The sequence below is a fragment of the Lactobacillus sp. PSON genome (assembly GCF_052615405.1).
On sequence record NZ_JBQXFW010000004.1, the window covers coordinates 61,453 to 74,577 of the forward strand.

Consider the following 13,125-nt stretch of genomic DNA (forward strand, 5'->3'; position numbering starts at 1 on the left):
ATGATCCCTAAAAAAATTCACTATGTATGGGTAGGAAGAAACCCAAAATCTCCGATTATTAAAGAATGTATTGAGACTTGGAAGAAGAAGCTTCCTGATTATGAAATTATCGAATGGAATGAAGATAATTTTGATATGCATGAAAATAAATATATTGAAAAAGCCTATCAAGCTAAAAAATGGGCTTTTGTATCTGATTATATTCGAGCAAAAGTTATTTTTGAAGAAGGAGGAATTTATTTAGATACCGATGTGCGAGTAATTGATAAGCTAGATCCACTTCTTGATGATGAAGCATTTATTGGTTTTGAAAATAAAGACTATCTTTCAGCAGCTATTTTTGGTGCGGAAAAGGGTCATCAATTCATGCAGGATATTTTAGATTATTATCAGGGTAGAGAATTTACTTTTGATAAAAATAATCAAATGGCTGGAGTAAACAGTCTATCTGTGACTGATATTGTAAAAAATTATGGTCTGGAAGCAGGTAACTTTGAGCAACGATTAAAAGAAGGCGTTCATGTTTATCCAGATGGAATTTTATGTAATCCAAGTTCAAAATCTAAAAGTATTCACTTATTTACTGGAACTTGGATGAATGGACAGCATTCTATTAAGGAAAAAATTGTGACTGCTCTTAAACGTCATATTTCAACGCCAAAACAAGCAGGGATGTATCAAAAATTAATTCGATGAATCAAAAAGAATTACAAAGGCTAGTTGAAGATACTTCGATGAATTATTTTCACAAGCCTTTTTTGCACCAAGTGAAAATTAATAAAAGAATGCGAACCACTGGTGGCAGATATCACTTAGATGACCATCATATTGAGATTAACCAGCACTTTTTAGCGAAAAAATATCGTGCAGACTTAATTGGCATAATTAAGCATGAGTTGTGCCATTATCATTTGCATTTGGTTGGTCGTGGCTATCGACACCGAGATGCGGATTTCAAAATTCTTCTTCAACGAGTTGGTGGTAGTCGTTATGCTCCTGATATTGGTTTAAGACAAAAGCAAAATAAAAAATATTTTTATATTTGCAAAAATTGCAAAGCAATCTATCCCAGAGTTAGAAAGCTTGATACTAAGCGATTTGTCTGCGGAAAATGTAATGGTAAATTAGTCTTGAAAGAAAAAAATGAAATTTTTTGAAAAAAGTTTCAAAAAACACTTGCCAAAATCCAAAATTCCATGTATATTATTACATGTACCGCGGGCGTGGCGGAATGGCAGACGCGCAAGACTAAGGATCTTGTGACCAATATTAGGTCGTGGAAGTTCGAGTCTTCTCGCCCGCACCACTTAAGAAGTCGTTGGAAAACGACTTCTTTTTTTGTTTCTTAATGATTATCTGCGCTATAATTTAATTATTAAACACAGATAGGGAATTTTTATGGCTAAAGAAAAGAAATCTAAAAAAGCAGCAATCGTTAAATTTATTGTTATAGTTTGTTTAACAATTATTGTGTTAGGAATAGGTGCTGTAAGCTTTCATTATTATCGTCGCTACGCTGTAAGGCAAGAGCAGATTAGAATGGCACAAATGCAGCGTCAAGAAGAGCAAGCACGTTTGATGAGAATGCGTAAAGCATTCATTAAAAAGGTAGGTCCAATTGCTAAGCAAGTTGATAAGTCTTATGATTTACTTCCAAGTATTACAATTGCGCAGGCTTGCCTTGAAAGTAATTATGGACAAAGTGAACTTGCACAAAAATATAATAATCTCTTTGGTGTAAAAGGTACTAATCCAAATACTTCTGCAGTTTTAACTACTAAAGAATACGTAAAAGGAAAATGGGTCAATGTAAAGGCACGTTTTCAAATTTATGATTCCTATGAAGCATCTATTCGCGCTCATGCACGACTTTTTCAAAATGGGACTACTTGGAACCATAATCAATATAAACATGTCTTAGCAGCTAAAGATTATAAAAAACAAGCTAAAGCCTTAGTTCAAGATGGATATGCGACTGATCCAGATTATGCTAAGAAATTAACTGATTTAATTGAGCAGTTTAATTTGGACAAGTATGATGAAAAGTAGATTTTCTTAATAATATTCGCTAAACCCCACAAAAGCATTTAGAATCACTTCGAATGATTTCTAGATGCTTTTTATTATAAGTAAAAACTTAATAAACTTTAGAAAACGTTAACATAAACATCTCATAAAGTTCACAAAGTTGTTGTATCATAAAAATGATAGCAAAGAAATTTTAAAAAGAGGAACAACTATGAAATTAAATAAAAAAATCATCATCGGAGCAACAGCACTTGCCCTGGGAAGCTTATCTGTAGTTGCAATTAACACTAATAATTCCAACTACGTTTCTGCTTCTGCTGCAAGTACTAAAGAAACTACCGTTAAATTGCGCTTGAATCATAACTCCTATGTCTATGATAAAAATGGAAAAAGATTAAAGAAATATAAAGGCAAAAAAGCCCTTATAAAGAAATCCCAGAAGTTAACAATAAAAGGTAAAATAGAGCCTATTCAAAAAATTAAAAGATACTATTTTTATATTGTGACTGATAGCGGAAAACATTCTACTCCATATTGGATGCAATATAAGAAAATAAAGGGCGACTATTATTACAACCTTGGTAATGGTGGCTACATTAAATGCATAAATGTTAAAAGTATTAATGGAAATAGTATTATCCCTTCACAAGCAACCGTAATTGTAAAACCGTTTTTGGGTAAGACAACTACATATGCAACAGATGATACAGGAAAGGCAACAAATAGGGTTCTTAGAAAAAACGAAAAATTAATTGTTGATAATACTGGAGTTCTAGGAGAAGTTGGTGGCTTTTCTTATCATATTAAAGGGACAGATTATTGGGTTTCTTCTGAGGATTTGAAAGCTAAACCAAGAACAAATTATGTTTCTAATAAATTGAAATTTGATTATGTAGTTCAAGAATAGTAAATACTTTGTTTTAGGCAAGTTCCATATTGGACTTGCCTTTTATTATCAATAAAGAAAGGCAAAACAATGAAATTAAATAAAAAAATCATTATCGGAGCAACGGCGCTTACCCTAGGAAGCTTATCCGTAGTTGCAATTAACACTAATAACTCTAACTACGTTTCTGCTTCTGCTGCAAGCACTAAAGAAACTACTGTTAAATTGCGCTTGAATCATAACTCCTATGTCTATGATAAAAATGGAAAAAGGCTAAAGAAATATAAAGGCAAAAAAGCCCTTATAAAGAAATCACAGAAATTAACGATAAAAGGTAAAATAGAGCCCATTCAAAAAGCAAAAAGATATTACTTTTATGACAATGATGTAAACAATAATATAATTCCTTATTGGTTAGCTTATACAAAAATAAAAGGAAATTATTATTACAGTATTGGTAATAAAGGCTACATTAAATGTATTAATGTTAAAAGTATTAACGGGGACGATAATAGATTAATATCTACCGAAGCAACTGTAATAATAAAACCACGTATAGGAAAAGTGGCCCATACTTGGAATAAGTTAGGTGAACAAACTACTAAAACATATAAAAGTGGACAAAAATTAATTATTGATGATACAAATATATTACCAAATCAAAACACTTATTCTTATCGAGTTAAGGGAACCGATTATTGGGTATCAGCCCAAGACTTAAAGTCTTATCCTAGACCTTCTCATACTGTTACCTCTCATCTACAATTTCACTATAATTAGTAGTAACCTTTAAGAGGAACAACAATGAAAATAAACAAAAAAATCATCATCGGAGCAACAGCACTTGCCCTAGGAAGCTTATCCGTAGTTGCAATTAACACTAATAACTCTAACTACGTTTCTGCTTCTGCTGCAAGCACTAAAGAAACTACCGTTAAATTGCGCTTGAATCATAACTCCTATGTCTATGATAAAAATGGAAAAAGGCTAAAGAAATATAAAGGCAAAAAAGCCCTTATAAAGAAATCACAGAAATTAACGATAAAAGGTAAAATATAGCCCATTCAAAAAGCAAAAAGATATTACTTTTATGGAAAAGTTGAAAATGGCACTCGACCTGCCTACTGGTTAACATATAAAAAAATAAACAATGATTATTATTACAGTATCGGTAACAAAGGATACATAAAATGCGTTAATGTGAAAACTATTGATGGTTACGATTTAATGTCTACCGAAGCAACTGTAACAATAAAATCACAAACAGGAAAGGTAGCTTATGCTTGGAATGAATTGGGTGAACAAACTACTAAGACATATAAAAATGGATAAAAGTTGGTTATAGATGAGACAAACATTTTACCAAATCAAAATATTTTCTCTTATCGAGTTAAAGGAACTGATTATTGGATAAGTGCTCGAGATTTAAAATCTAATCCTAGACCATTCAATCTTGTAACATCTCATCTACAATTTCACTAAACCCCACAAAAGCATTTAGAATCACTTCGAATGATTTCTAGATGCTTTTTTCTTATGACCAATTTGTTATAATAGTTAAGTTATAAAAATGATTTGTGAAGGAGAAGATTATGAGCGAAGAAACAATTTTGTCAGGATTAAATCCACAACAAAAACAAGCAGTTCAAACTACTGAAGGACCATTACTTGTTGTTGCAGGAGCTGGAAGTGGTAAGACATCAGTTTTAACACGTAGGATTGCTTATTTAGTTGAAGAACACGGGGTAGCTCCTTGGAATATCTTAGCCATTACCTTCACCAATAAAGCTGCTCAGGAAATGCGTGAACGTGAAAAGAGTTTGCTAGGTCCAGCAGCAGAAAGTATTTGGATGTCAACTTTCCATGCTCTTTGCGTGCGTATTTTACGTAGAGATGCTGAAAAAATCGGCTATTCTTCTAACTTTTCAATTGCGGATTCTTCAGAACAGTTAACCTTAATTAAGCATATTGAAAAGGATTTAAATATTGATCCTAAGTATTATCCTGCAAAACAAATTTTGGCAAATATTTCTAATGCCAAAAATGCTTTACTTACACCTGATGACTTCAGCACAAGTGTATCTTCTCCATTTGAAAAGATGACAGCTAAAATATATACCGAATATCAAAAACGCCTCAAACGTGACCACATCATGGATTTTGACGATTTGATTATGCAAACTTTAGTATTGCTAAAAAAGGATAAGGATACTTTGGAATTTTATCAAAATAAATTCCGCTATATCTTAGTTGATGAGTACCAGGATACTAATCAAGCACAGTATGAATTGACTACGCTTTTAGCTAAAGGTTCTAAAAATATTTGTGTTGTTGGGGATGCTGATCAGTCAATTTATGGTTGGCGTGGGGCCAACATGGAAAACATCATGAATTTTGAAAAAGATTACAAAAACGATGGTGTTCAAACAGTAAAATTAGAGCAAAATTATCGCTCAACTGGTCACATTCTGTCTGCAGCTAATGCAGTTATTAAAAACAATCAAAACCGTAAAGACAAAAATCTATGGACTGATCAAGGTGACGGTCAAAAGTTAATTTATTATCAAGCCCAAAGTAGTGATGATGAGGCACACTACATTTTGTCTAAGATTAAAGAAGAAGTTGACGAAAAAAATCGTAATTATCGCGATTTTGCAATTCTTTATCGAACAAATGCCCAATCTCGTACTGTTGAAGAAGCCTTTGTTAAGTCTAGCGTTCCTTATCAAATCGTAGGTGGTCATAAGTTCTATGATCGAAAAGAAATCAAAGACGTTTTAGCTTACTTAAAACTTGTAGCCAATCCTGCAGATACGATGAGTTTAAACAGAATCATTAATACTCCTAAGCGCGGAATTGGAGTTGCGAGTGTTGACCGATTGCTTGCTTTTGCTAATAGTAATGGTTTTAATGCCTTAGAAGCTATGGATAGAATTGGAATGTCTGATGTTCCTACAAGAGCAGCAATGAAGATGAGTGACTTTGCAAGTAAGCTTCATGATGTAATTGCTTTTTCAAAAATTCATACTGTGACTGGTTTAACTGAGAAGTTGCTTAACGATTTTGGCTATATTGAAGCTTTAAAAAAGGAAAAAACAATTGAAGCTGATACTCGTTTAGAAAACTTAGATGAATTTTTGTCTGTAACTAAGCGTTTTGATGATAGTTATGAACCGGAAAGCGATGATTCAGATAGATTGAGTGATTTTTTGGCAGAAGTATCATTACTAAGTGATCAAGATGATCTTAAAGAAGACGATAATCAAGTAACCTTAATGACTTTACACGCTGCTAAAGGACTTGAATTTCCAGTTGTCTTTTTGGTAGGGATGGAAGATGGACTATTCCCATTAAATCGTGCAATTCAAGAAAACAACTTGGAAGAAGAAAGACGTTTAGCTTATGTAGGGATTACCCGTGCAAAAGAGGAACTATTCTTAACAAGTGCATATTCAAGAATGATGTTTGGTCAAATGCAGCATAATGCTCCTTCAATGTTTTTAGATGAAATTAATGGTGAAGATATTGAAAAAGAAACATCTAATGCTGCTTCACCAATTTTTAAGAGTCAAGCTGCACCATTTGCAAGAAAAATGGAACGAGCAACAAGTCAAGTTTATGCTAAAAAAGCTAAGGGAGCTGTTGGTGCTGAAAAGAAGGGCTGGAACATTGGTGACCAGGTAGAACATAAAGCCTGGGGTAAAGGTGTAGTTACCAAAATCAATGGTACTGGCGAAGATATGGAACTTGACATTGTATTTGGAAATGGGATTGGAACTAAGCGTCTTTTAGCTGCCTTTGCACCAATTAAAAAGGTATAATTAAATTTGAAAATTTTAATTAGAATAGAAAGGAGAAAAAATGGCAAAAGTAACTTTAGAAGAAGCTAAAAAAGAAGTTATCTCACTAAGAAAAAAACTTAATAAATGGGCTGATGAATATTATTCAAAAGATGCACCTGAAGTTGAAGATAGTGTTTATGATAAGACTTATAGTCGATTAGTAACACTTGAACAAAGCTTTCCTGAACTAGTTACACCAGATTCTATAACTCAAAGAGTTGGTGGGGAAATTAATTCAGATTTTTCCAAAGTTGAACATAACATTCCAATGCTATCAATGGGGGATGTATTTTCAAAAGAAGAATTAAAAGAGTTTGATGAACGTATCCAAAAGTTGGTCGGTCATCCAGTAGCCTATAATGTCGAGTTAAAAATTGATGGACTTTCTTTGTCGCTTGAATATACAAAAGGCAAGCTTACAAGGGCATCTACTCGTGGGAATGGTCAAATAGGTGAAGATGTAACTCAAAATGTGCGCTACATCAGTGATATTCCACAAAAGTTACCAGTAGCACTTACAACAGAAGTACGTGGTGAATGCTATATGGAAAAGGACGTTTTTGCAAAACTTAACCAAAAACGTGAAGATGAAGGATTGACAACTTTTGCAAATCCTAGAAATGCTGCGGCTGGTTCCTTAAGACAGCTTGATGCGCGTGTGACTAAAGATAGACAATTGAGCACTTTTATATATACTTGGGTAAATCCACCTGAAGATATTACTAGTCAACATCAAGCAATTGAAGAAATGCATAAGTTAGGCTTTCATACTAATGAAACAGGTAAGAAACTTAATAATTTAGACGAAGTATTTAAATTTATTGATGAGTACACAAAAAAGCGTGACAGTTTAAGTTATGGAATTGATGGTATCGTCTTGAAAGTTGATGATTTAAACTTACAAGCCAGTCTTGGTAATACTGTTAAAACTCCACGCTGGGAAATTGCATATAAGTTTCCACCCGAAGAGCAAGAAACAATTGTCCGTGATATTGTCTGGACTGTGGGTAGAACTGGAGTAGTAACTCCAACTGCTGTAATGGATCCAGTGGAACTTGCTGGAACTACAGTAGCAAGAGCTAGTTTGCATAATCCTGACTATTTAAAACAAAAAGATGTAAGAATTGGTGATACTGTTAAGCTTCACAAGGCTGGAGATATTATTCCAGAAATTTCAGAAGTTGTTTTATCAAGGCGTCCGCAGGATTCAAAAAAATATGAAATTCCAACTAAATGTCCCTCTTGTGGTCAAGAACTGGTACACTTAGAAGGTGAAGTTGCTTTGCGTTGCATAAATCCTTCATGTCCTGCACAAGTTGAAGAACAGATTACTCACTTTGCTTCCCGTCCAGCAATGAATATTGCGGGACTTGGTCCAAAAATCGTCAAGCAGCTCATTGATAAAGATTTAGTCCACAATGTAGCTGATTTATATTTATTAACAGCAGATGATTTAGCCCAGCTTGATCATTTTAAAGAAAAATCTATTAATAATTTACTAACAGCTCTTGAAAATTCTAAGTCTAATTCTGTAGAATTGCTTTTAACAGGTCTTGGAATAGATCATGTTGGAGCTAAAGCTGCCAAGCTTATTGCACAAAAGTTTAAAAATATGGCAAAGATTATGTCTTTAGACGTGCAAGAAGTTGCTGCAATAGATACAATAGGCATGACGATTGCAGAATCAATTACTACGTATTTTGCGCAAGATTCTGCTAAAGAATTAATTGCTAGTCTTCAGTCAAGTGGCGTTAATATGAATTATTTAGGTCAAGAGCCTGAAGAAGCACCAGATAATTTCTTTAAAGATAAAAAAGTTGTTTTAACGGGTAAACTTGAACACTATTCGAGAAGTGAATTTACTAAAAAATTACAAGAATTAGGAGCGAAAGTTACAGGTTCTGTTTCTAAAAAAACAAATTATCTTATTTATGGTGCTGATAGCGGGTCTAAACTAATTAAAGCTGAGAATTTAGGTATACCACTTTTAACTGAAGAAGAAGCAATTGAAAAAATCAAATAAAAGGGTTTAATAATAGTGAAAAAATATGTGCAAGTGATGATGTTGGCTGGAGCTGCATTAACTTTAAGTGCTTGTGGAAATTTAAAAAATTCTGACTTGGCCAATAATGCAACCACAACTTCCAATACTAAGAAAAAAGGTTATCAAACAACCACTACAGGCAAGAACGGATATACTGTTTTAATGAAAAATGGTCGCTATGTTACAAGTCCTATATCTGGTTTAACTGCAACTGATAATGATAATTCAGTGGATACTCGTGAACTTGAGCGTGGTCTTATTCAAATTTCTAAAGGTCAATATTCGCCTAACTCTTTTGTTTTCCAAGAAGGTCAATATTTAGATGCTTCAACGGTTACAGATTGGCTTGCAAGAAAATCTAAAAATAATCCTGATGGATTAAATCCAGAGGCAGGTACCAAAAAAGACTATCGTCCATATTATTTAGAAGAAATTTTAGAACAAGATTATTTAACTGGTTCTAATCCTAATTATAAGATGGGTGGCATGAGTATTGGATTAGCCCTAAATTCTGTTGATTATTATCAAAAAGTTAAAGATGGTCCAGAATATCAAAAAGAAATTTCCCGTAGTGAGCAAAGAAAGTTCGGTGAGCAAGCAGCAGAAAAAATTGTTGCTAGATTGCGTAAAAAGAAGGCTTTGAAAAAGATTCCAATTACTATTGGTCTCTTTTCAAAGACTTCTAAGGATTCTTTAGTTGGTGGAAGTTACTTTGCGTATGGGACAGCAGAGGCTAATAGTAGTAAAATAACTAAATGGAAATCCATCTCGGAAAAAACGCAAGTTTTACCGACAGTTGGAGGTAACAAAGCCATCAATAGTGATGATGCTTCTAGTTTCAATAGTTTTAAAAATGCAGTACAAGATTATTTTCCTAATATTAGTGGTGTAACAGCTACGCTACGTTATGAAAATGGGAAGCTTGCTCAAGAAAATATTTCAATTACTACGCAATTTTATGGTTATGAACAAACGCAAAGTTTTACTAGATTAGTATTGTCAACTGCTAAGAAGTATTTACCAAAGAATTGTCCAATTGAAATAAAAATTGGGTCAGTTGATAATGTTCAAGCATTAATAGCTAAAGAAACTGCAGATAGTGCATATCAAGTTCATGTTTATGGTGGCGAATAGGAGGTAATTTGAGTGGAAATCACAGAAGAGACGATTAAGCACGTTGCTACTCTTTCTAGACTTGAGTTTAGTGATGATGAAATCGGCAAATTTACTGAACAAATGAGTTCAATTATTAATATGGCAGATCAACTTTCAGAAGTTGATACTGAAGGTGTCCCTGAAACTGTACAAGTTGTTGACCGTGATACTGTTTTCAGAGAAGATATTCCTGAACACTGGCAAACAAGAGAAGAATTGATGGAAAATGTTCCTGAAAAGGCTAACGGATTCATCAAGGTTCCTGTAATTATTGATAAGGATGAGGACGAGTAATGAATTACTTAAACGAAAATATTGACTCATTAAACAAAAAACTTGCCAGTGGTGAACTTTCTGCAGATCAACTTGCAAAAGACACTGTGGCAAATATTAAAGATACTGATGAAAAAATCAACGCTTGGATTACTGTAGATGAAGATGTTAAACCAAGTGAAAATCTTGATTTTAATAAGAATAAATTAGCTGGTATTCCAATTGGTATTAAAGACAATATTATTACCAATGGTACTTTGACTACTGCAGCAAGTCATATGCTTTACAATTACATGCCAATGTATGATGCAACTGTAATTAAGAAGCTTAAGGATGCTCAAGCAACCTTTGTTGGTAAGACTAACATGGATGAATTTGCGATGGGTTCTTCTACTGAGCATTCATATTATGGTGCAACTCATAACCCATGGAATTTAGATAAGGTTCCAGGTGGTTCATCTGGTGGTTCAGCAGCCGCAGTTGCCAGTGGTCAAGTAGTTGCTGCTCTTGGTAGTGATACTGGTGGTTCAATTAGACAACCAGCCGCATTTAACGGTATTTTTGGTATTAAACCAACTTACGGTCGTGTATCACGTTGGGGGCTTATTGCCTTTAGTTCATCACTTGACCAAATTGGTGTAATGAGTAAACGTGTTAAGGATTCAGCAGAAGTACTTAATGTAATTAGTGGTGGAGACGTTCACGATTCAACTGTTTCTCAACGTGAAGTTCCTGACTTTACTAAGTTTATTGGTAAAGATGTTAAGGGACTTAAAGTAGCAGTTCCTAAGGAATACATGGATGCAGTTGAAGGTGAAGTTCGCGACGTTATTCAAAAGCAAATTGATATGCTTGAAGAAAATGGCGCAATTATTAATGAAGTATCTCTTCCACATACTAAGTACGTTGTTCCAACTTACTACATTATTGCTTCAAGTGAAGCTTCATCAAACCTTCAAAGATACGATGGTATTCGTTATGGTTATCGTGCAAAAGATACTAAGAACTTGCTTGATGTTTATGTAAAATCTCGTTCAGAAGGTTTTGGTAATGAAGTTAAGCGTCGTATTATGCTTGGTTCATTTGCATTGTCAGCTGGTTCTTATGATAAGTTCTTTAGACAAGCAGCTAAAGTAAGAACTTTGATTTGCGAAGACTTTGACAAGATTTTTGCCGAAAATGATGTTGTTGTAGGACCAGTTACTACTACTCCTGCATTTGGAATTGGTGAAGAAATTTCTGATCCAATTAAGATGTATAACAATGATATTTTGACAATTTCAGCAAACTTAGCAGGTATTCCTGCAGCTAGTGTTCCAGCTGGGTTAGTTAATGGTATGCCTGTTGGCTTCCAAGTTATGGCTAAGCGTTTTGATGAAGGTAGCATTTTCCAAGTTGCTGACTTTGTTGAACGTAAGAATAAATTCTATGAAAAAACACCAACTGGAATGGAGGATTAATTGAATGAATTTTAAATCGACAATCGGACTAGAAGTCCACTTCGAATTAAAGACTAAGAGTAAGATTTTCTCACCTTCACCAGTTAGTTATGGTGCAAAACCAAATACTGAAACTAATGTTATTGACTGGGCTATGCCAGGTGTTCTTCCTCAAGTTAATAAAGATGTTTACCGTTTAGGTATTATGGTAGCTTTGGCAACTCACTCACATATTTTGCCAACTACTCACTTTGACCGTAAAAACTACTTCTATCCAGATAACCCAAAGGCATATCAAATTACTCAATTCTTCCAACCACTTGCTCGTGATGGTTACATTGAAGTTGAAGTACGTGGTAAGAAGAAGCGTATTGGTATTCATGAAATGCACATCGAAGAAGATGCTGGTAAAAACACCCACGGAACAAATGGTTATTCTTATGTTGACTTGAACCGTCAAGGTGTTCCTCTTCTTGAAGTTGTTTCTGAACCTGACATGGAAGATCCAGAAGAAGCTTATGCATACCTTGAAAAACTTCGTAAGATTGTTCAATTTACTGGTGCTTCTGACGTTAAGATGGAAGAAGGTTCAATGCGTGTTGATACCAACATTTCTATTCGTCCAGCCGGTCAAAAAGAACTTGGTACTAAGGTTGAAATGAAGAACTTGAACTCATTTGACCACGTAAGACGTTCTCTTGCTTATGAAGAAAAGCGTCAACAACAAGTTCTTTTATCAGGTGGTCATGTTCAACTTTCTACTCGTCGTTTTGATGAAGCTACTGGTAAGACTGTTTTGGAACGTGTTAAGGAAGGTGCTAGTGACTACCGTTACTTCCCAGAACCTGATATTGCTCCAGACCACATCAGTCAAGAATGGATTGATGAAATTGCCAAGACTCTTCCTAAGTCAGCATTTGAACGTTATGATGACTATGTAAACAAGTTTGGTATCAAGCCTTATGACGCAAATGTTTTGCTTCAAACTAAGGAAAGTTCAGACTTCTTTGATGAAGCAGTTGCTGCAGGTGCTGATCCAACCCTTGCAGCTAACTGGATGAACACTCAAGTTAATGGTTACCTTAATGATAATCGTGTAAGCTTAGCAGATGTTAAGCTTACTCCAGAAAATTTGGCTAAGATGATTAAGCTTATCCAAGATGGTACTATTTCATCTAAGATTGCCAAAAAGGTCTTTGCAGAAACTATTGAAAACGGTACTGATCCTAAGAAGTACGTTGAAGAAAAGGGTATGGTTCAATTATCAGATACTAGTGTCTTAGCTCCAATGGTTAAGGAAGTTGTTGATAATAACCCACAATCAGTTGAAGACTTTAAGAACGGTAAAGATCGTGCAATTGGCTTCTTAGTTGGTCAAATTATGAAGCAAACTCGTGGTAAAGCTAACCCTAAGATGGTTAATAAGCTTCTCAATGAAGAATTGGCAAATCGTTAATT

At 34.3% G+C, this 13,125-nt stretch carries 13 protein-coding genes and 1 tRNA gene; all 14 read left to right on the forward strand.

Annotation, left to right across the window (positions count from 1 at the left end; translation table 11 throughout):
* Entirely contained in the window at positions 1-696 is a 696-nt protein-coding gene (locus ACTHPI_RS03445) for a glycosyltransferase family 32 protein (protein WP_445352789.1), read from the forward strand.
* Entirely contained in the window at positions 693-1,157 is a 465-nt protein-coding gene (locus tag ACTHPI_RS03450; RefSeq protein ID WP_445352790.1) for a SprT family protein, read from the forward strand. The genes ACTHPI_RS03445 and ACTHPI_RS03450 overlap by 4 nt, the downstream gene beginning before the upstream one ends.
* Positions 1,158-1,217: 60 nt before the next feature.
* A tRNA-Leu gene (locus ACTHPI_RS03455) sits at positions 1,218-1,306 on the forward strand.
* 92 nt (positions 1,307-1,398) lie between these two features.
* Positions 1,399-2,049: a glycoside hydrolase family 73 protein gene (locus tag ACTHPI_RS03460; RefSeq protein WP_445352791.1), complete on the forward strand. Its 651-nt coding sequence runs from the start codon at positions 1,399-1,401 to the stop codon at positions 2,047-2,049.
* Positions 2,050-2,239: 190 nt separating this feature from the next.
* Positions 2,240-2,935 carry an SLAP domain-containing protein gene (locus ACTHPI_RS03465; protein ID WP_445352792.1) on the forward strand — a complete coding sequence of 232 codons (696 nt, stop codon included), beginning with the start codon at positions 2,240-2,242 and terminating at the stop codon, positions 2,933-2,935.
* Between the two features lie 69 nt (positions 2,936-3,004).
* Positions 3,005-3,694 (forward strand): SLAP domain-containing protein, encoded by a 690-nt coding sequence (locus ACTHPI_RS03470; RefSeq protein ID WP_445352793.1) that lies wholly within the window; start codon positions 3,005-3,007, stop codon positions 3,692-3,694.
* 24 nt (positions 3,695-3,718) lie between these two features.
* The gene (locus ACTHPI_RS03475) at positions 3,719-3,973 is read left to right on the forward strand and encodes an SLAP domain-containing protein (RefSeq protein ID WP_445352794.1); all 255 of its coding nucleotides are present in this window, start codon (positions 3,719-3,721) and stop codon (positions 3,971-3,973) included.
* A gap of 141 nt (positions 3,974-4,114) precedes the next feature.
* Positions 4,115-4,246, forward strand: a complete 132-nt coding sequence (locus tag ACTHPI_RS03480; protein ID WP_445352795.1) for a hypothetical protein — start codon at positions 4,115-4,117, stop codon at positions 4,244-4,246.
* 260 nt (positions 4,247-4,506) lie between these two features.
* Positions 4,507-6,735 carry a DNA helicase PcrA gene (gene pcrA, locus ACTHPI_RS03485; protein WP_445352796.1) on the forward strand — a complete coding sequence of 743 codons (2,229 nt, stop codon included), beginning with the start codon at positions 4,507-4,509 and terminating at the stop codon, positions 6,733-6,735.
* 40 nt (positions 6,736-6,775) lie between these two features.
* The gene (ligA, locus tag ACTHPI_RS03490) at positions 6,776-8,779 is read left to right on the forward strand and encodes an NAD-dependent DNA ligase LigA (RefSeq protein ID WP_445352797.1); all 2,004 of its coding nucleotides are present in this window, start codon (positions 6,776-6,778) and stop codon (positions 8,777-8,779) included.
* 15 nt (positions 8,780-8,794) lie between these two features.
* Positions 8,795-9,934 (forward strand): CamS family sex pheromone protein, encoded by a 1,140-nt coding sequence (locus ACTHPI_RS03495; protein WP_445352798.1) that lies wholly within the window; start codon positions 8,795-8,797, stop codon positions 9,932-9,934.
* Between the two features lie 12 nt (positions 9,935-9,946).
* A complete protein-coding gene (gene gatC, locus ACTHPI_RS03500) occupies positions 9,947-10,249 on the forward strand; it encodes an Asp-tRNA(Asn)/Glu-tRNA(Gln) amidotransferase subunit GatC (RefSeq protein WP_144355688.1) in 303 nt (100 codons plus the stop codon).
* Positions 10,249-11,688 (forward strand): Asp-tRNA(Asn)/Glu-tRNA(Gln) amidotransferase subunit GatA, encoded by a 1,440-nt coding sequence (gene gatA, locus ACTHPI_RS03505; protein WP_445352799.1) that lies wholly within the window; start codon positions 10,249-10,251, stop codon positions 11,686-11,688. The genes gatC and gatA overlap by 1 nt, the downstream gene beginning before the upstream one ends.
* Before the next feature lie 4 nt (positions 11,689-11,692).
* The gene (gatB, locus tag ACTHPI_RS03510) at positions 11,693-13,123 is read left to right on the forward strand and encodes an Asp-tRNA(Asn)/Glu-tRNA(Gln) amidotransferase subunit GatB (protein ID WP_144355686.1); all 1,431 of its coding nucleotides are present in this window, start codon (positions 11,693-11,695) and stop codon (positions 13,121-13,123) included.
* The last annotated feature ends 2 nt before the right edge of the window (positions 13,124-13,125 follow it).